The organism is Williamsia sp. 1135 (assembly GCF_002095395.1).
In the GTDB taxonomy this organism is placed as follows: Bacteria; Actinomycetota; Actinomycetes; order Mycobacteriales; family Mycobacteriaceae; genus Williamsia.
The window spans coordinates 12,881-30,245 of record NZ_MJEI01000104.1; the positions used below are offsets into that span (position 1 = coordinate 12,881).

The 17,365-nt window shown below is 65.8% G+C and carries 19 protein-coding genes; 11 read left to right on the plus strand and 8 right to left on the minus strand.

Features of this window, described 5'->3' with window-relative positions:
- Positions 1–36 precede the first annotated feature (36 nt).
- Positions 37–2,469, minus strand: a complete 2,433-nt coding sequence (locus BFL43_RS22310) for a transglycosylase domain-containing protein (RefSeq protein ID WP_084894909.1) — start codon at positions 2,467–2,469, stop codon at positions 37–39.
- A gap of 248 nt (positions 2,470–2,717) precedes the next feature.
- Here BFL43_RS22310 and BFL43_RS22315 point away from each other — a divergent pair, with 248 nt between their 5' ends.
- The gene (locus tag BFL43_RS22315) at positions 2,718–3,035 is read left to right on the plus strand and encodes a WhiB family transcriptional regulator (RefSeq protein WP_084839115.1); all 318 of its coding nucleotides are present in this window, start codon (positions 2,718–2,720) and stop codon (positions 3,033–3,035) included.
- Positions 3,036–3,102: 67 nt separating this feature from the next.
- Here BFL43_RS22315 and BFL43_RS22320 read toward each other — a convergent pair whose 3' ends face one another.
- Together BFL43_RS22320 and BFL43_RS22325 are read right to left on the minus strand one after the other, a co-directional pair.
- Positions 3,103–4,197, minus strand: coding sequence for an ArsA family ATPase (locus BFL43_RS22320; RefSeq protein WP_084894911.1), 1,095 nt, complete (start codon positions 4,195–4,197; stop codon positions 3,103–3,105).
- The gene (locus BFL43_RS22325) at positions 4,197–5,219 is read right to left on the minus strand and encodes an ArsA-related P-loop ATPase (protein WP_346425991.1); all 1,023 of its coding nucleotides are present in this window, start codon (positions 5,217–5,219) and stop codon (positions 4,197–4,199) included. Before BFL43_RS22325 ends, BFL43_RS22320 begins: the two co-directional genes overlap by 1 nt.
- An 88-nt stretch (positions 5,220–5,307) precedes the next feature.
- Between BFL43_RS22325 and BFL43_RS28695 the strand changes: the two genes are divergently transcribed.
- Both BFL43_RS28695 and BFL43_RS22330 read left to right on the plus strand, forming a co-directional pair.
- Positions 5,308–5,472 carry a DUF4177 domain-containing protein gene (locus BFL43_RS28695; RefSeq protein WP_094647762.1) on the plus strand — a complete coding sequence of 55 codons (165 nt, stop codon included), beginning with the start codon at positions 5,308–5,310 and terminating at the stop codon, positions 5,470–5,472.
- Between the two features lie 7 nt (positions 5,473–5,479).
- The gene (locus tag BFL43_RS22330; protein ID WP_084839118.1) at positions 5,480–5,944 is read left to right on the plus strand and encodes a RidA family protein; all 465 of its coding nucleotides are present in this window, start codon (positions 5,480–5,482) and stop codon (positions 5,942–5,944) included.
- Positions 5,945–5,952: 8 nt separating this feature from the next.
- Here the strand turns inward: BFL43_RS22330 and hypB are convergent, their stop codons facing one another.
- Together hypB and BFL43_RS22340 are read right to left on the minus strand one after the other, a co-directional pair.
- A complete protein-coding gene (hypB, locus tag BFL43_RS22335) occupies positions 5,953–6,717 on the minus strand; it encodes a hydrogenase nickel incorporation protein HypB (protein ID WP_084894915.1) in 765 nt (254 codons plus the stop codon).
- A 44-nt stretch (positions 6,718–6,761) separates the two neighbouring features.
- Entirely contained in the window at positions 6,762–7,634 is an 873-nt protein-coding gene (locus tag BFL43_RS22340) for a sigma-70 family RNA polymerase sigma factor (protein ID WP_084894917.1), read from the minus strand.
- Positions 7,635–7,715: 81 nt separating this feature from the next.
- On the opposite strand from BFL43_RS22340, the gene BFL43_RS22345 reads away from it, so the two are divergent.
- The 3 genes from BFL43_RS22345 to BFL43_RS22355 all read left to right on the plus strand — a co-directional run bounded on the left by BFL43_RS22345 (position 7,716) and on the right by BFL43_RS22355 (position 10,695).
- Positions 7,716–8,099, plus strand: a complete 384-nt coding sequence (locus tag BFL43_RS22345; RefSeq protein ID WP_084894919.1) for a DoxX family protein — start codon at positions 7,716–7,718, stop codon at positions 8,097–8,099.
- Between the two features lie 119 nt (positions 8,100–8,218).
- Positions 8,219–9,394 (plus strand): CoA transferase, encoded by a 1,176-nt coding sequence (locus tag BFL43_RS22350; RefSeq protein ID WP_084895219.1) that lies wholly within the window; start codon positions 8,219–8,221, stop codon positions 9,392–9,394.
- Positions 9,388–10,695, plus strand: coding sequence for an amidohydrolase family protein (locus BFL43_RS22355; RefSeq protein WP_346425990.1), 1,308 nt, complete (start codon positions 9,388–9,390; stop codon positions 10,693–10,695). Before BFL43_RS22350 ends, BFL43_RS22355 begins: the two co-directional genes overlap by 7 nt.
- Positions 10,696–10,739: 44 nt before the next feature.
- Here BFL43_RS22355 and BFL43_RS22360 read toward each other — a convergent pair whose 3' ends face one another.
- Positions 10,740–11,711 carry an enoyl-CoA hydratase/isomerase family protein gene (locus BFL43_RS22360; RefSeq protein WP_240498424.1) on the minus strand — a complete coding sequence of 324 codons (972 nt, stop codon included), beginning with the start codon at positions 11,709–11,711 and terminating at the stop codon, positions 10,740–10,742.
- Positions 11,712–11,735: 24 nt separating this feature from the next.
- Between BFL43_RS22360 and BFL43_RS22365 the strand changes: the two genes are divergently transcribed.
- Entirely contained in the window at positions 11,736–12,542 is an 807-nt protein-coding gene (locus tag BFL43_RS22365) for an MBL fold metallo-hydrolase (protein WP_084894921.1), read from the plus strand.
- 86 nt (positions 12,543–12,628) lie between these two features.
- Here the strand turns inward: BFL43_RS22365 and BFL43_RS22370 are convergent, their stop codons facing one another.
- A complete protein-coding gene (locus BFL43_RS22370; protein WP_084839124.1) occupies positions 12,629–13,303 on the minus strand; it encodes a Crp/Fnr family transcriptional regulator in 675 nt (224 codons plus the stop codon).
- Between the two features lie 223 nt (positions 13,304–13,526).
- The gene (locus tag BFL43_RS22375) at positions 13,527–13,775 is read right to left on the minus strand and encodes a hypothetical protein (RefSeq protein ID WP_084839125.1); all 249 of its coding nucleotides are present in this window, start codon (positions 13,773–13,775) and stop codon (positions 13,527–13,529) included.
- 243 nt (positions 13,776–14,018) lie between these two features.
- On the opposite strand from BFL43_RS22375, the gene nth reads away from it, so the two are divergent.
- The 4 genes from nth to BFL43_RS22395 are packed head-to-tail and all read left to right on the plus strand — an operon-like array spanning position 14,019 to position 17,364.
- Positions 14,019–14,699 carry an endonuclease III gene (nth, locus tag BFL43_RS22380; RefSeq protein WP_240498436.1) on the plus strand — a complete coding sequence of 227 codons (681 nt, stop codon included), beginning with the start codon at positions 14,019–14,021 and terminating at the stop codon, positions 14,697–14,699.
- A 21-nt stretch (positions 14,700–14,720) separates the two neighbouring features.
- The gene (locus tag BFL43_RS22385) at positions 14,721–15,437 is read left to right on the plus strand and encodes a TlpA disulfide reductase family protein (protein ID WP_084895224.1); all 717 of its coding nucleotides are present in this window, start codon (positions 14,721–14,723) and stop codon (positions 15,435–15,437) included.
- Positions 15,434–16,171: a CoA pyrophosphatase gene (locus BFL43_RS22390; protein ID WP_084894923.1), complete on the plus strand. Its 738-nt coding sequence runs from the start codon at positions 15,434–15,436 to the stop codon at positions 16,169–16,171. Before BFL43_RS22385 ends, BFL43_RS22390 begins: the two co-directional genes overlap by 4 nt.
- Positions 16,168–17,364 (plus strand): MarP family serine protease, encoded by a 1,197-nt coding sequence (locus BFL43_RS22395; RefSeq protein ID WP_084894925.1) that lies wholly within the window; start codon positions 16,168–16,170, stop codon positions 17,362–17,364. Before BFL43_RS22390 ends, BFL43_RS22395 begins: the two co-directional genes overlap by 4 nt.
- Position 17,365: the final 1 nt, after the last annotated feature.

Consider the following 17,365-nt stretch of genomic DNA (forward strand, 5'->3'; position numbering starts at 1 on the left):
CTGGGGAAATGCTCGCCAGAACCCACCAACATCGGGTCAGGGGACGGGGATGACGATCGGCCCGACCCCGGGCACGGTGATCGTCGTCGGGGGTGACGGCGCTCTGGTGCGGGTCGGCAGCTGGGTCTGACCGGTACTGACGTAGATGGTGACCGTGCTGCCGGGTATCGCGGTGTCCTCGGGCGCGGTGAAGACCACCGTTCCCGCGGACTGGCCACTGTCGGTGTCGAGCCTGCTGACCTTGAATCCTTCGCCTTCGAGCCGCTTCGTCGCCTCGTCGGCACTCATTCCTGCGACGCTCGGAACGGCCTTGCCACCGACGCCGCTGACGTAGGTCGGATCATTCGGTGGGAGTGCTGTCGGCCCGAAGTTGTTGGCGATGGGCAGGATTGCGTTGAACCACGTCCGCGCCGGTTCGTTACCGCCGTAGAGGTTTCCGTAGCCGCACTGGGTCAGCGGGCTCGAGCAGAGCTCCGACGGTGTCGGGGAGTCGTTGTAGACGTAGGTCGACGCGGCGAGGTTGTTCGTGAAGCCGAGGAAGGCCGATGAACGGTGCGCCTCGGTGGTGCCCGTCTTGCTCGCGAGCGGCAGGCTCCATCCGGACGAACTCGCGGCATTGGCAGCGGTGCCCGATCCGCGATCGTCCTGGCTCAGGGCGTTTGCGAGCGTGTCGGCGAGCCCTGGCTCCACGGCCTTCTCGCACTGGGGCCGCTCGAAGGCGACTTCCTGCACGGCGGGCTTGCCGTCCGGCGCGAGCACCTGGTTGCCGTAGCTGTCGCGCTTGGGCTGGGTGATCGACGCGATCGGGTTGGGCGGGCACCACACACCGTGCGAGGCGAGAGTGGCCGAGACGTTGGAGAGCTCGAGCGCGTTGACCGCGGTGGGTCCGAGCGTGAACGACCCCAGATTGTTCTGCTTGAAGTAGTCCGCCAGGCTCAGATCGCCCTCACCCGAGGTGCCGGGGTTGGTGTACGAGCGCAGCCCGAGACGGACCGCGATGTCCACGGCAGCCGAGACGCCCACGTCCTGCAGCAACTTCACGAACGCGGTGTTGGGGGACTGCGCCAATGCTGCGGTGACCGACATCTGCGCCGGGTACTTACCGTCGTTCTTCACGCAGTAGGTGTTGGCGGGGCATCCGTTGGCGCCACCGCTGCTACCCATGCCCTGTGCCTGGAAGGTCGCCGGGACCTGCAGCGACGATCCGGCACCCAGGCCCTTCTCCATGGCCGCGGCCACGGTGAAGATCTTGAAGATCGACCCCGCGCCGTCACCGACCATCGAGAACGGTTGGGGCTGAACGGTCTGATTCGCGTTCTGATCGAGCCCGTAGACGCGGCTGGACGCCATCGACAGGATGTCGTGTGATTCAGTGCCCGGTTTGATGACGCTCATCACCGTCGAGACACCCTCGAGATTGGGATCGGTGATGTTCTGGACGCCGGTGAGCGTCGAGCGCTGCACGGCGGGGTCGAGGGTGGTGCGGATGGTGTAGCCGCCGCGGGCGATGGTGTCGCGGCTCAGCCCGTTCTCGGCCAGGAACTGCAGCGCGTAGTCGCAGAAGAACCCGGCGTCATTGGCGGAGATGCAGCCGTTGGACAGCGATCCCGGAGATGGCAGCACGCCGAGCGGGGTGTCCACCGCGGCCCGATACTCTGCGGCGCGGTTGGGGAAGTTCGCGATCATGGTCTCGAGCACCAGGTTGCGGCGCTCGGTCACACCTTCGGGATTGGTGTACGGGTCGAGTGCAGAACTCGACTGCACCATGCCGGCGAGCATCGCCGATTCCGGGATGGTCAGCTCTTTGGCTGACTTGTTGAAGTAGGTCCGCGCCGCCGCCTCGATGCCGTACGCGCCGTTTCCGAACGGCACCACGTTGAGGTAGCGGGTGACGATCTCCTTCTTCGCTTCCTGCTTGGCCTGTTCGTCGGTGAGGTTCTTCTCTCGCTTGGCCTGTTCGGTCAGGGTCTCTTCGAGCGTGAGCGCCATCCGGACTTCTTTGAGCTTGCGCGCGGGAGTGGTCTCGGTGGCGGCGCGACGATCGGCGTCGGTGCGGGCCAGGACGAGCAGTTGGTAGTTCTTCACATACTGCTGGTCGATGGTCGAGGCGCCCTGCTGGACTTCACCGGACGACGAGTTCTTCAGGAAGGCACGAATCGTGCCCTTCCAGTCGACGCCGTCGTGGTCGAGGAACCGTTTGTCCTCGATCGAGATGATCGCCCGGATCATCTCAGGGGAGATGTCGTTGTAGCCGACCTGCGTGCGCCGCTGGTCGTAGAGGAACGCGATGGGCTTCCCGTTGACGTCCGTCATGGTCGTCACCTCGGGAACGGTGCCCTCGAGCAGCTCAGAGGAGACGTTCTGCACGGTGTCGGCGGCGCGGTTGGAGACCAGCCCCAATCCACCGGCGACGGGGAACAGCAATCCTGCGACCAGCACACCGGCGAGAATGCAGCAGCCGGCGAGCATGGACAGCGATTTCGACTTTGGCACGCCCGCAAGGATACGTGCATGACGCAACTCCGCTGCGTATCGAGTTGCTCGCGTGATCAGTTTGATGTGGGGGTTTGCACGTAAGTGCCACTTTTTTTGTTTCAGGTCTTGACGATGGCTAACCGGGGTCCATAGATTGGGTTCTACTCGAATGTGACTCACGTAACATTCGGCCTCAAATGTGGCGGCAGACGTCAGTATTGTGCTTCAGACAGGGGATCGTAATGGCAAAAGCGGCAGCTGCGACCGTAGAAAACGAAGCAAGACTGGCATGGGTGGCCAGGGCCCGATGCCGGGAGGTAGATCCGGACCAGCTGTTCGTGCGGGGTGCAGCGCAGCGCAAGGCGGCGACAATCTGCCGCCATTGCCCTGTTCAGCTCGAATGCGGAGCGGATGCCCTCGACAATCGTGTCGAGTTCGGAGTCTGGGGAGGGATGACCGAACGTCAGCGCCGGGCGCTGCTGCGCCAGCACCCGGAGGTCACCTCGTGGAGTGACTTCTTCGAGACGCAGCGTCGTCGGCAGACCATCAGCGTCGGCTGAGACAGCAGACAAAGAACCGCCCCCCGATTTCTCGGGGGGCGGTTCTCTGCGTTCTGGGTGTGGGGTCTCAGCCCTTGCTGGTGATCTGCTCGGCCACGGCGCGCAGGGCCGTCATGTCGGCCACCTCGAACGGTAGGGACGGGACCCCGACCATCGGGACCGTCGGATGCGACGAGGTGAAGCTCTGCAGCAGGTGCAGCTCACGCTTGCCGGTGGTTGCGCGCTCGGAATGGATCGTGAGCACCGCCTTCGTCAGCGGATCGTCGACCGCATTGGCGGCGGCCTCGGCGGCACTCCCGCTGATGGACGTCAGATTCGGATGCGTGCGGTTCAGGATCAGCCCCGCGAGCGGCATCTTCTCCTCAGAGAGCCGGTCGACGAAAAACGCCGCCTCACGCAGCGCGTCAGGTTCGGCTGCCGATACGACGGCGAACTGGGTGCCCGGCTGCTTCAGCAGCAGATAGGTCTTGTTCGCTCGTTCGCGGAAGCTGCCGAACATCGAATCCAGGGACTGCACGAAGACGGACACGTCGCGCAGCGTCTCGCCGCCGATGATCGTCGAGATGCCCTTCATGGCCAGCCCGACGACGCCCGTGACGACCCGGCCCACGCCGCGGCCACCGCCGACGAGCATCTTCATGAGCCGGCCCTCGAGGAACGACCCGAGTCGCTGTGGTGCATCGAGGAAATCCAGCGCATTGCGCGACGGTGGGGTGTCCACCACCACGAGATCCCAATCGTCTTGCGCCAGAAGCTGTCCCAGCTTCTCCATCGCCATGTACTCCTGCGTCCCGGAGAACGAGCTGGCGACCGTCTGATAGAAGGAGTTGTTCATGATGGCCTCGGCCCGATCAGGCGGAGAGTACTGCGTGACCATCTCGTCGAAGGTGCGTCGCATGTCGAGCATCATGGCGTCGAGGGTGCCGTCGCCGTCGATCTTCACCGGCTGCGGACTGTTCGTCAGTTCGCTCATCCCCAGTGACTGTGCGAGCCGTTTGGCCGGGTCGATGGTCAGCACCACCACTTTGCGGCCCCGCTCCGCTGCATAGACGGCCATCGCGGCAGCCGTGGTGGTCTTACCGACCCCGCCTGCGCCGCAACAGATCACAACTTTGGTGCCCTTGTCGGCAAGGATCTTGCCCATTTTCAGATCGATGGGCATCAGGCACCTGCCTTCTGGAGGGTCTCCGAGAGTTCGTAGAGGCCGCCGAGGTCCACGCCGTCGTCGAAGTTCGGCAACACCAGCTTGTCCTTGTGCATCGAGTCCAGGTCGGCTCCCGCCTCGACCTGCGCTTGCACCCGGCTCGCGTGCTCGATGGTCTCGGTGAGCAATCCCTCGAAATCGGCCTCGGTGATGGTCAGTCCTGAGGTGTCGAGGTGGCGTCGAAGCTCTGCGGCGTCGATGACCCCGTCGGCGATGTCGGCGATCGAATCGGCAGGCAGGTGCTGCGGCGAGACGCGGTTGATGATGAGCGAACCGATGGTCAGGTCCTTGCTCTCCAACTCCGTCACCGCCTCGATGGTCTCCTGGATCGGCATCGCCTCGAGCAGGGTGACCAGATGGACGACGGTGTCGGGCGAGTGCAGCAGCTTGACGACGCCATCACTCTGATTGCGCAGCGGACCGGTCTTGGTCAGATCCGCCATGGCCTTGGTGACATCGAGGAAGTTGCCGATCCTCCCGGTCGGTGGTGCGTCGACGACGACCGCGTCGTAGACACGCTTGCCCTTCTTGTCGACGCGGACCACGGTCTCCTTGATCTTTCCCGTCACCAGAACATCGCGAAGCCCCGGCGCGACGGTCGTGACGAAGTCGATCGCACCGATCCGGCGCATGGCCCGGCCGGCGAATCCCAGGTTGTAGAACATGTCGAGGTACTCCAGCAGGGCATGCTCGATGTCGATGGCTAGCGCCGACACCTGCCCGCCACCCTCGGCCGTGGCCACCTTGGTTTCTGTCGGGGCCAGCGGGGGGACGTCGAAGATCTGGGCGATGCCCTGGCGACCCTCGCACTCGATGAGGAGGACTTTCTTCCCGTCGGCCGCGAGCGCAAGCGCCAGCGCGGCAGCGACCGTGGTTTTCCCGGTCCCACCCTTGCCGGACACGAAATGCAAACGTGCTTTTTTGGCCGCGTCGGGCCAGGTATAGCCCGGAGGCTCGTCTTGGGTCACACCGCTCACCATATCCACCGGATTCGACCTGTAGACCTCAGACGGCATTGTTGCTTCGGTCACCTCTGGCGTGCGGATACGTAGCGGTTAGGCTACTGACATGAGTGAGACAACCGCTTGGGAGTACGTCACCGTTCCGCTGCTTACGCACGCCACCAAACAGATCCTCGATCAGTGGGGTGCCGACGGCTGGGAGCTGGTGAGCGTGCTGCCGGGCCCCACCGGCGAACAGCATGTCGCCTACCTCAAACGCGCAAAGGGCTGATCGAACCATGACGTGGTCGGAGCGACTGACCGAACTGAACATCGTGCTCCCCAAGGTGGTGGCACCGCTGGCGTCGTATGTGCCTGCTGTGCAGACCGGCAATCTGGTCTACACCTCGGGACAGCTGCCGATCCTCGGTGGCGAGCTGACCGTGCACGGCAAGGTGTCCGAGGGCGCCGAAGGTGTGGTGCGTCCTGACGAGGCCACCGAGGCGGCCCGGATCGCCGCGCTCAACGCGCTGGCCGCGATCGACGGACTGGTCGGGATCGACTCGGTCAAGCGCATCGTCAAGGTCGTCGGCTACGTGGCGTCGGCTCCGGGTTTCACCGGCCAGCCGCAGGTCATCAACGGAGCGTCGAACCTGCTGGGTGAGATCTTCGGCGAAGCAGGTAACCATGCCCGAGCTGCCGTCGGCGTCGCCGAACTGCCGCTGGGTGCGCCGGTCGAGGTCGAACTGATCGTCGAGGTCTAGAGCCGGTCTCAGCGGGTGAGGAGCCCGCTGAGCCAGCGGTACCACTGGTCGAGTCCCTCACCGGTCTTGGCGCTGACCGGGATCACCCGCGCCGCCGGGTTGGTCTGGGCGATGTTGTCGAGGAAATCCTGCATCTCGACGTCCAGGTGGGGGAGCAGGTCGATCTTGTTGAGCAGCACCACATGTACCCGGCCGAACATCAGCGGGTACTTCAGCGGTTTGTCCTCGCCCTCGGTCACCGAGTAGACCATCACCCGGGCGTGCTCTCCCACATCGAACTCCGCGGGGCACACCAGGTTTCCGACGTTCTCGATGATCACCAGGTCGAGCTCGGCCAGCTCGAGATCCTGCAGGGCCCGGTTCACCATCGGCGCATCGAGGTGGCACTCGCCGCCGAAACCCTGATCGGTGTTGATCAGTGAGACCTGAGCGCCCTTGTCGGCCAACCGAACCGCATCGAGATCGGTGGCGATGTCGCCTTCGATGACCCCGACGCGCACCGAATCCCGCAAAGCGTCGAGGGTCTTCGAGAGGATTGCGGTCTTCCCGGATCCGGGCGAACTCATTAGATTCACCGCCTGCACCCCGGCACCCGCGAATGCGGTGCGGTTGAGGTCGGCGCGGACATCGTTCTCGGTGAAGATGGCTTCGAGTACATCGACCCGCTCGGCGCCGGTGTCGTAGCCACTGTGGTCCCCGTGATCGTGGGTGTGACCATGTGTCGACCCATCGGCGTGGGTGTGCGGCTCGTCGTGACGGTGGAATCGGCCCATACCGAATGGTAGTTCGCGCCCGTTGCCCGAGCGTCCCGATCGAGTCAAGCCCTGGGTGGAGGTTCCGGTAGATCCATCGCCGCGAGGCGGGTCGGATCGAGCAAGGCGACGACGTCGGCCAGCCGGCCATCGACAACGTTGCACGCCATGACGCTGACGGGTTTGCCCTTCGGTCCCCACACCAGGATCCCGGGCTCTCCGTTGACCAGGACGCGTTGTGCGACCACATCTGCACGGAGCCCATCCGAGATCGCGCCGATGACTGCGGCGGCCCCTTGCTTGGTGACCACACCACGCGGCGTACGGGTACGCCAGGTGACGTCGGGATCGAGGAGCTTCACGAGCGCATCGAAGTCCCCGCCCCTCGCGGCCACCAGGAACGCATCGACCACCTCGCGCTGTTGACGCCTTCTGCCAGTCGGATGATCGGCGCCCTTCACCTTTTGGCGCGCGCGACTGGCGAGCATCTTGGTGGCGTTCGTCGACCGTCCGATGATCTCGCCGATCTCCGCGAACGGCACCGCGAACATGTCGTGCAACACAAACGCCAAGCGCTCCTCGGGCTTCAGGGATCCCAGTACCACCAGCAGGGCCAAGCCGACCGATTCCGCCAGCATCGCGTTGTCCTCAGGCGCGTCGTCGTCGGTCACCAGGGCGTCGAGAAGGTAGTCGTCGTAAAGGGGTGAGGGCCTGCTCTGACGCGATCGCAGCATGTCGATGCACACGCGGCCCACCACTGTGGTCAGCCAACCCGGGACGTTCGTCAGCGACTCGTGGTCCTGCCGAGCCAATCGGAACCACGTCTCTTGCACCGCGTCCTCGGCGTCAGCGCGTGACCCGAGTATCCGCTGCGCGACCGTCGTCAGGCGCCCGCGCTCGTCCTCGAATGCGCCGGCCAGGTTCATGTCAGGAGTCATGTTGGTTACCTTCTGTCGCCGTGATCCGTCACTGATACGACGAGCCCGACACCGAAGAGGTAACACGATGAAGGAGCATTTGTGAACGCGACACTGTGGGTCATGGCGATTGTGCTGTCGCTGGCGTTTCTGGTCGGCGGGGCAAGCCAGCTGGTGATGAGCAAGGAAAAGTATCGATCGCTCGGCGAGAGCCAGCACTGGGTGGACGATTTCGGTGCCGGTCACATCAAGGTCATCGGCGTCATCAAGGTGATCGGCGCGCTGGGACTGGTGCTGCCGGCCGCTGTCGGTCTTGCGCCCTGGGTGGTCCCCTTGGCCGCATCGGGCCTGATGCTGGTGATGGCCGGGGCCGCGACCACCCGATTTCGTCGCGACGAGTGGCAGCTGATGGTCGGAGACGTGATCTTCCTGTCCCTGTTCGCCTTCCTGGCGTGGGGTCGCTTCGGCCTTGAACCCCTCACGTGAACGTGATGGAGAGCCGCATGTGAATAGGGTGGGACGTACCGACGTGCAACTCGATCCGGGACCCGACGTCGACTGTGGTGAGGAGGAGCCGTGTGTCGATCGGCCCTGCGGGCGGAGCGATGACTGAGTCGGCGAAGCGATGGGCGGAGAGCGGATTGGCCCACCTGACGGGGGAACCCGACGGCCCACCCGACTTCTCGCGTTCGCGGATCCTGGAGCATGCCGACCAGGCTGCAGCGCCGTTCGGGGTCGACGCGGCACTGCTCCTCGCAGGTCGAGCGGGATTGACCGGCACCTCGCGCGGGGGCCGGACATCGGTCGGCGGCAGCACCCGGTTGATCCGCTGCCGCGACAACTGGTGCGTGTTCACGCTCGCGCGGCCGAGCGATCTCGACGTCATCGGTGCGTTGCTCGAGACGGGTGAACCGATCGACGACCCGTGGCGGATGCTCGCCGACGCGGCCGCGGAGCACGAAGCCGCCGAACTCGTCGAACGCGGACGCCTGCTGGGGATGCCGTGCGCGGTCCTGGACTCGCATGCCGGAAAACCTATTGTCGCGCAGCGGCTCTGGTCCACCCGTGCGGCCCGTCCGATTGATTCCGGGCTCCTGGTGGTCGACCTGTCCGCGATGTGGGCGGGACCGCTGTGCGGGCAGTTGCTGCGCGGGCTCGGTGCCACCGTCATCAAGGTGGAGAGCCCCGACCGCCCTGACGGCGCTCGCTACGGGAACGCAGACTTCTTCGAATGGATGAACGGCGGCAAGCTGCAGTTCTCGGCGCCGGTGTCGAGCGAGTCCCCGGTGCTCGCGGCGTTGCTCGACGTCGCGGATGTGGTGATCGAGGCATCGCGACCCCGCGCGCTCGAGCAGGCGGGTCTGGCCGCTGTCACCCGCGCGCCACGGTCCGGGCGGGTCTGGGTGCGGATCACGGGCTACGGCGCCGGGCACAACGTGCGCGACCGCGTCGCTTTCGGTGACGACGCCGCAGTGGCGGGTGGTTTGGTGGGGGCCGGTACGCATGGCCCGATCTTCTGCGGCGACGCCGTCGCCGATCCGTTGACCGGACTCGAGGCAGCGCACGCCGTCCTCGAGTCGCTGGGTCGAGGCGGCGGTGAGGTCCTCGACGTCGCGATGGCAGGCGTGGCCGCGCGCTACGCAGCGATCCCACTCGCAACGGCGGGGTCGGACACCGCGGTCAGTGCGCCACCGGTTCCGGCAATTGTTCGGCATCCGGTGGAAAAGGTTGATGCGCACCGGGTTCGGCAGCTGATCGATGAGCGGACCGGCTTGTGCTGATCAGCAACGCGAGAGCGATCACCGGCGAGACCGTCTCGATTCGTACCGAGCGTGATGCAATCCGGGAGGTCGGCGCCTGTCTGGAAGCGCAGAGCGGAGAAGATGTCGTCGACCTTGCGGGCGGCACCGTGATCCCCGGATTACATGATCACCATGTGCACCTGCGGGCAGTGGCTGCTGCGGCCGACTCGGTGTCGGTCGGGCCGCCCGCCGTCGCCGATGCGGATGCGTTGCGGCGCGTGCTGCGTGCCGCCCAGCCCCGGCAGGACGGCTGGATCAGGGCGGTCGGCTACCACGACAGTGTTGCCGGTGACCTCGACCGGCATTACCTGGATGACGTGATTGCGACTGTGCCGCTGCGTGTTCAGCACCGCAGTGGGGCGATGTGGATAGTGAACTCGGCCGGACTCGTCGAGCTCGGCCGACCGGACCATCCGACCGGGCGACTCTTCCGCGAAGATGCGGAGATTGCTGCTTCGACGGTGCCCGAACCGGTCGATTTCGCGTCCGTCAGTGCCCGTCTGAGTGCTTACGGGGTGGTCGGGGTGACCGAAGCAACGCCTGATCTCACTGCAACCGAGCTTGATTCGTTCGAGGTGGCGGTGCGCAGCGGCCGGTTACGACAACGGGTGCTGGTGCTGTCGCAGGACGCGGGTCACGGGGCTTTGGAGTTCGGCCCCATCAAACGCATTCTGGACGACGACACCCTCGACCTCGACGCCATCACCGCATGGATCAGACGCTGCCACGGCAGCGGGGTCGCGGTGGCGATGCACTGCGTGACGGTGGTTCAACTGGTGGTGGCGGTGGCAGCCCTGCGCACTGCGGGATCGGCCGTGGGGGACCGGATCGAGCCCTTTGCCATGGTTCCCGAGGAGATGATCGACGATCTGGTTGACCTCGGGGTCACGGTGGTCACCCAACCCAACTTCGTCGCCGAGCGCGGCGAGCAGTACCTGCAGGACATTCCGGCCGCCGACCTTCCGCAACTGTGGCGGCTGGCCAGTCTTCAGCGTGCCGGGGTCGCGGTGGCCGGAGGCACCGACGCCCCCTTCGGCGACCTCGACCCCTGGGCCTGCATGCGGGCGGCCCGCGACCGTCTCTGCACCTCCGGGGCCGGATTGTCGCTGCCGGAACGAGTCTCGGCTCGCGCTGCGCTCGGCCTGTTCCTCGGTGAACCCCTCACGCCCGCCCGCCCCGGGTACTTGCGCCCGGTGCGCGTGCCGACCTCACCCTGCTGTCCGAGCCGCCGGCCGTCGTTCTCGGTGAACTGTCCGCAGAAGCGGTTGCCGGCACCGTGATCGGCGGCGTGCCGCACCTGAACGACTGATCGCCGGGACGCCACTCAGTCCTCGATCGAATCGATCAGACCCCAGTCGAGCGCAGTGTTCGCGTCGACCCGTCGGCCGCTCAGCACCAGGAAAGCTGTGCGCCATCGCCCGATTCGGCGAGGGATGCTGACGGTGCCGCCTGCGCCGGGGAGCAAACCCAACCGGAGTTCGGGTAGTCCGAAGATGGTGTCGGGATGCGCGCTCACGCGAGGGCAGAAGGACGCCATCTCCAGCCCGCTCCCGAGCACTGCTCCGTGCACTCGGGCCCGGAAGTTCGGTCCGAGTCGCTCTGCCACGGCGTCGAGGAGCAACCCCGGACTGTGCCGGGTCCGTGCGATATGCGAGTTCGCGGGATCGGTGAACGTGCCGAACTCCGTGAGATCCCCACCGCTGCAGAACGATTTACCCTGCCCGCTGAGCGTCACCGTGTCGAGGGTGGGGTCGGCGAGAGCCACGGTCAGCGCGTCGATCAACCCTGCGCGCAACGCATTGCTGAACGCGTTGTGCCTCGCAGGCCGGTTGAAGCTGATCGCGAGCGACGATCCGCCTCGATCGAGCAGTACCGGATCATCTTGGATGTGCATTTCACGGGGGCCCTGGCCGGCGAGCCATTCTATGAACTCCGGTCCGGCCTGCAGGGTCGAATAAGCCAGCGATTCGGTGATCAGGCCGCTCAGGGTCCCGGCCCGGGCGGAGTCGGCACGCAACACGTCATCGCAGACCGCCGCTGCCAGAGGGCGGCTGGCCACGTTCTCGGTGATGGCGGCGACGGCCGAATCGATCGAATCGACCTGGACCACCCGCCGGTCCGCGGTGGGCTCTTCAGTCAGCGTGAAGGTCGCGTGGTCGAGCCACGGCGCCGCCGATTCCGGCGGTGCGCCGGGACAGAGAGCGACGACCACCCCGGGGAGCACATCCTGGGAAGGCGCTTCGAGCGCGGGGTCTGTGAGATCGACGAACATCGGTGTCGCCGGGGAGCCTGACATGCTGCTCACGCTAGCCTGAGGGGCATGAATGCACCGCAGCATCCTGCCCATGGCGTGGTTCGACCTGTCACCGATTTTGCATCTGTGTTGCTGTGTCACAACCCGGGGATGATGACGCTCGACGGCACCAACACCTGGATTCTGCGGGCTCCGGGACAGGACGATTGCGTCGTCGTCGACCCCGGGCCCAAAGGTAAGAAGAAGCACGTCAAAGCGGTTGCAGCGCAAGGAAACGTGGTCCTCGGACTGATCACCCACCGCCATTACGACCACACGGGTGCGATCAAGTACTTCCGAGAGCAGACCGGAGCCCCGATCCGGGCGCGGGCCGAGAAGTACACCAAAGGTGCCGCGACGCTGAAAGACCGCGAGGTCATCGAAGCAGCCGGACTGCGGATCACCGTGCTCCACACTCCCGGCCACACGGGCGATTCGGTGAGCTTTCTCGTCGAACACGAGGGCCGGAAGGTGATGCTGACGGGGGATACGATCCTCGGCGGCGGGACCACAGTGCTCGACCCGAAGGACGGCACACTCCGTGACTACATGAACTCGTTGAACCGCCTCATCGTCGAAGGCGAAGGTGCCGCGCTGCTACCGGGACACGGCCCTGACCATCCCGACCTGGTCCCGGTCGCCCGGTTCTACAAGAAGCACCGCGAAGATCGCATCGACCAGGTGCGCGCGGCACTCGAGGAACTCGGGGCGTCACCGGAGACGGTCAAACCGCGAAGAGTGGTCAAGAAGGTCTACGCAGACGTCGACAAGAAGCTGTGGCCCGCGGCCAAGATGTCGGTGAAGACCCAGTTGGCCTACCTGTCGGACGAATAGCCGCAAACACAAAACCACCCGTTCCGGTCAAACCCAGGGGTTCGCACCTGGAGGGTTTGACCGGAACGGGTGGTTTTGTGAAAAACCTAGCGAGCTCGGCGTGCCAGACGCTCGGAGTCCGCGATCAGCACGCTCTTGCCTTCGAGCCGCAACCAGCCACGCTGGGCGAAATCTGCCAGGGCTTTGTTGACGGTTTCACGTGAAGCACCGACGAGCTGGGCGATCTCTTCCTGCGTGAGGTCGTGGGTGACGCGGAGCGCGCCGGCCTCCTGCGTTCCGAATCGCTGTGCCAGCTGCAGGAGCTGCTTGGCCACACGTCCGGGAACATCGGTGAAGATCAGGTCGGCGAGGTTGTTGTTGGTGCGACGCAGGCGACGGGCCAGCACGCGCAGCAGCTGCTCGGCGATCTCGGGGCGGTCGGCGATCCAGGACCGGAGAGCTTCACGATCCATCGATACCGCGCGAACTTCGGTGACCGTTGTCGCCGACGAGGTGCGGGGACCGGGATCGAAGATGGACAGCTCACCGAACATGTCGGACGGGCCCATGATGGTCAGCAGATTCTCACGACCGTCAACCGACTTGCGGCCGACTTTCACCTTGCCCGACAGAATGATGTAGAGCCGATCTCCGGGCTCGCCCTCGTTGAAGATGACGTGTCCGCGTGGAAAATCAACCGGCTGAAGCTGATTGGTCAGTGCCGCGACGGCGGTGGGCTCAACTCCCTGAAATATGCCCGCCCGCGCCAGTACTTCTTCCACTTACGCCCCTTTCTAAGGGTCCAGCCAGACCGCGTTCACTCGCGGGTGTACGAACGATCAAAGTGTTGTGTTTGTCACCCGCAGTCGAGTCTACGGGTACTCATTCCGAAAGATTGTGTTTACCCCCATCGGCGCGGGAGACGTAGCGGAGCGGAGCTCGACCGGGGTGGGGGGAGACGTAGCGGAGCGGAGCTCGACCAGGGCGGCGGTGCGGGGCGCGGGCCTAGCTTGCGCGGATGGATTCGCCGGGTTCGATGTTCGTGGGCATCCGGCGGTCGCGGAACTCGTCGAGCGCGGCGGGGAAGCCCTGCCTGGCCAGAGTGTCCATCTGCTCCGGCTCGGCGGACTCGAGGAACTCTTCGACGTGGTCGACCCGCACGTTGAGGCGTTCGAGCTGGTTCTCCACACGCTCCATCGCCAGAGCGAAGAGCATGAGAACCGCGGGGAACAGAAGTACGGCGAGTCCGTGCATGGGGAGTAGTAAACACAACCCAGGTCTCAGAAGAGACACGATCGTCTGGCCGACTGCGTCACGCCCTGCCGATATCGAGGCGGCTGCTCGCCGATATTGCTGTGGATGACAGCCGATACGTCTGTCGGTAGCAGCTCGCCGTACTCTGAATTGGTGAGTTCGAAGGCAGGTGCCAAGCGCGCCAGGACTGCGGCGCAGCGCGGTGTCGAGACCCGCACCGGCCTTGTCCGCCGGGCGCGGCGGATGGACCGCACATTGCAGACGGCATTTCCGCACGTCTACTGCGAACTCGACTTCACCAATCCGCTGGAGTTGTCGGTGGCCACGATCCTGTCGGCCCAGTGCACAGACGTTCGCGTGAACCTGACGACCCCGGCCCTGTTCCGGCGCTATCGCAGCGCCGAGGACTACGCGGGCGCTGATCGCACCGAGCTCGAGGAGATGATCCGGTCGACCGGCTTCTACCGGAACAAGGCCAATTCGATCATGGGCTTGGGGCAGGCGTTGGTCGAGCGATTCGACGGCGAGGTGCCGAACAACCTGCGCGACCTCGTCTCGCTTCCGGGCTTCGGGCGGAAGACCGCCAACGTCGTACTCGGTAACGCATTCGGTGTGCCCGGAATCACTGTTGACACCCATTTCGGTCGGCTGGTGCAGCGATGGAAGTGGACGGATGAAACCGATCCGGTGAAGATCGAGCACGCCGTCGGCGAATTGATCGAACGCAAGAATTGGACGGATCTCTCGCACCGCGTGATCTTCCACGGTCGTCGGGTGTGTCATTCGCGGAAGCCGGCCTGCGGCGTCTGCGTGCTGGCGGCCGACTGCCCGTCGTACGGGTTGGGGCCGGTTGAGAAATCGGAGGCCGCGAAGCTGGTGAAGGGTCCCGAGACCGACCATCTGCTGGCATTGGCGGGTATGTAGGCCGTGCCCGAGCTGGAAGAGATGAACAGACCCCGGACGAACCCTCCCGGACGCTCACGGTTTCACCTGTCGGTGTCTGCGCGGTGGACCATCGCTGTGCTCGTCGTCTTGATCGCTCTGATCGTCGCCATCTGGCCGCGGCAGGCGGACACCCCGGCTCCGGCGCCGAACGGCATCTCGCAGAGCGGCAGCACTGCTGTGCCGGGCCTGCAGGCCAACGTCTCGGACGAGGACATGGCCAATGCCCGACTGCAGGCAGCCCTGGAACCGTGTCCGGTGCCGGTCGGGCCGGCGCCCGCAGGGTCGAAACTGGCAGGGGTGACCGTGCCCTGTCTGGCCGACGGATCGCCCGTGGATCTCGGAGCGGCGACCGCAGGGACGCCGATGCTGGTGAACATCTGGGCGCATTGGTGTGGGCCGTGCCGTGCGGAACTGCCGGTGATCGACGAGTACGCCAAGCAGGTCGGCGATCGGGTACGGGTGCTGACGGTGCAGGGCAAGGAGGGGTCGGAGAATCCGTTCCTGTCGCTGAACCTACTCTCCGAGATCGGGGTCCGGTTGCCCACCGTCGTCGATACCGACTCGAAGATCGCGGCCGCGCTGGGCGTGCCGCGCGTCTACCCGGCCACGGTGCTGGTTCGCGCCGACGGCACGGTCGCGGCCGTGCTGCCCACCGTGTTCGACTCCACCGACGAGGTGGCCGAGGTTGTGGACAAGTACCTGGGCGTCGCCGCATGACCCAGGTCCTGGTGCCGACCACGTCGGTGCCGCCATGGATGCGAGGGCTGATCGCCAATCTGGACGGGGTGACCCGCTCGGTCGAAGACCGCGGAGGCGTGACCGAGCGACTGATGCGGGCGATGATGCGCAGTCCCCGGCCCGCCGCGGTGCTCGTGCTGTTCAGCGGCGACTGGAACGGGGACGCCACCCACCACGGCGGGATCCCGGCGGATGCCGAGGTGTTGCTGACCCAGCGTGCCGCGACCCTGCGCAACCACAGCGGACAGGTCGCGTTCCCCGGAGGTGCCCGGGACCCGGAAGACGACTTTCCGGTGGGCACCGCGATACGGGAGGCGGTCGAGGAGACCGGACTCGATCCGGCAGGCGTCAGCGAACTGGCCGTTCTCGACATGTTTCCCGTCCCGCCGTCAGGCTTCGAGGTGTCGCCCGTGCTCGCGTACTGGCCGCAGCCGTCCGAGGTCGGCGTCGTCGATGTCGGGGAGACCGCGCGGGTGACGCGCGTGTCGGTGCGGGATCTGGTGAACCCCCACAACAGGTTTCAGGTCCAACGCACCATCGGCGGCGGCCGGGTCTATCAGGGGCCCGCGTTCGCGGTGGAGAACATGCTGGTCTGGGGTTTCACGGGGGGGATGCTCGCGGCGATCATCGAGGCCGCCGGCTGGGAGATCCCCTGGGACAAGTCCGACGGCCGCGACCTCGCCGGTGAACTCGAGAAGGTGGGCCAGGAGTGAGCGGAGCCGCCTGGGTCGACATCCTGGTGATCGGGATCGCGCTGCTCGCGGCCGCGTCCGGATATCGGCAGGGCGCGGTCTCGTCCGCGATGGCCTTCATCGGGGTCCTGCTCGGCGCCGCTGCCGGAGTGTTGCTGGCACCGCACCTGATCCGCAACATCGAGGACCAGCGCTGGCGTCTGGTCGCCGGGGTGTTGCTGCTGGTCGCGCTCGTGATCGTCGGTGAGATCTCCGGCATGGTCCTCGGCCGGGCAGCTCGCAGCGGTATCCGGACGTTGTCGGTGCGCCGCGCCGACTCGGTGGTCGGTTCGCTGCTGCAGGCTGTGGCGGTGCTGCTCGCGGCCTGGGTGCTCGCCACCCCGATCAGTACGTCGGCGCAGCCCGAGATCGCCAGCGCAGTCCGGGAGTCGCGGGTCATCGAGGAGATCAACTCGATTGCCCCGCAGTGGATGCAGAGGCTTCCGCGCGAGTTCTGGGACATGTTCGACAGCTCCGGGCTCAAAGAGGCCATCGGACCGTTCGGGCGAACGCCGATCACCAGCGTCGAGCCTCCCAATCAGGAACTGCTCGACCAGCCGATCGTCGACCAGGTGCGCCCCAGCGTCGTCAAGATCGAGGGCATCGCGCCCAGTTGCAACCAGGCCCTCGAAGGCAGCGGTTTCGTCGTCTCGCCCGAACGGGTCATGACGAACGCCCACGTGGTGGCCGGGACGACCACCCTGCACGTCGTCGCCTCCGACGACCAACGGGACGCCACCGTGGTCTATTTCGACCCGGCGACCGACATCGCCGTGCTCGACGTCCCCGGGTTGCAGGCACCCGCGATGCGGTTCGCCGGCAAGTTGGCCAAGACCGGCGAGGACGCGATCGCTCTCGGCTACCCCGAGGCGGGACCGTTCAACGCCAGCGCCGAGCGGATTCGTGAGGTGATTCAGCTCAGGGGTCCGGGCATCTATCCCAACACGTCCGTCACCCGCGAGGTCTACACCGTGCGCGGATCGATCCGGCAGGGCAACTCGGGCGGACCACTGATCAATTCACGTGGCGAAGTGCTCGGTGTCGTGTTCGGCGCTGCGGAGGACCCGGCCAGTGAGACCGGGTTCGTACTGACCGCGGATCAGGTCAAGCCTGGGTTGGCAGAGTCCGAACGGCTCAGCACCGCCGTCGACACGCAGTCCTGCGTCCACTCCTGAC

Coding starts and splice junctions, on each gene's coding strand:
- BFL43_RS22310 (WP_084894909.1), bottom strand. CDS start 2,469: ATGCTCGCCGGCTGCTGCATTCTCGCCGGTGTGCTGGTCGCAGGATTG.
- BFL43_RS22315 (WP_084839115.1), top strand. CDS start 2,718: ATGGCAAAAGCGGCAGCTGCGACCGTAGAAAACGAAGCAAGACTGGCA.
- BFL43_RS22320 (WP_084894911.1), bottom strand. CDS start 4,197: ATGCCCATCGATCTGAAAATGGGCAAGATCCTTGCCGACAAGGGCACC.
- BFL43_RS22325 (WP_346425991.1), bottom strand. CDS start 5,219: ATGGTGAGCGGTGTGACCCAAGACGAGCCTCCGGGCTATACCTGGCCC.
- BFL43_RS28695 (WP_094647762.1), top strand. CDS start 5,308: ATGAGTGAGACAACCGCTTGGGAGTACGTCACCGTTCCGCTGCTTACG.
- BFL43_RS22330 (WP_084839118.1), top strand. CDS start 5,480: ATGACGTGGTCGGAGCGACTGACCGAACTGAACATCGTGCTCCCCAAG.
- hypB (WP_084894915.1), bottom strand. CDS start 6,717: ATGGGCCGATTCCACCGTCACGACGAGCCGCACACCCACGCCGATGGG.
- BFL43_RS22340 (WP_084894917.1), bottom strand. CDS start 7,634: ATGACTCCTGACATGAACCTGGCCGGCGCATTCGAGGACGAGCGCGGG.
- BFL43_RS22350 (WP_084895219.1), top strand. CDS start 8,219: ATGACTGAGTCGGCGAAGCGATGGGCGGAGAGCGGATTGGCCCACCTG.
- BFL43_RS22360 (WP_240498424.1), bottom strand. CDS start 11,711: ATGTCAGGCTCCCCGGCGACACCGATGTTCGTCGATCTCACAGACCCC.
- BFL43_RS22365 (WP_084894921.1), top strand. CDS start 11,736: ATGAATGCACCGCAGCATCCTGCCCATGGCGTGGTTCGACCTGTCACC.
- BFL43_RS22375 (WP_084839125.1), bottom strand. CDS start 13,775: ATGCACGGACTCGCCGTACTTCTGTTCCCCGCGGTTCTCATGCTCTTC.
- nth (WP_240498436.1), top strand. CDS start 14,019: ATGGACCGCACATTGCAGACGGCATTTCCGCACGTCTACTGCGAACTC.
- BFL43_RS22385 (WP_084895224.1), top strand. CDS start 14,721: ATGAACAGACCCCGGACGAACCCTCCCGGACGCTCACGGTTTCACCTG.
- BFL43_RS22390 (WP_084894923.1), top strand. CDS start 15,434: ATGACCCAGGTCCTGGTGCCGACCACGTCGGTGCCGCCATGGATGCGA.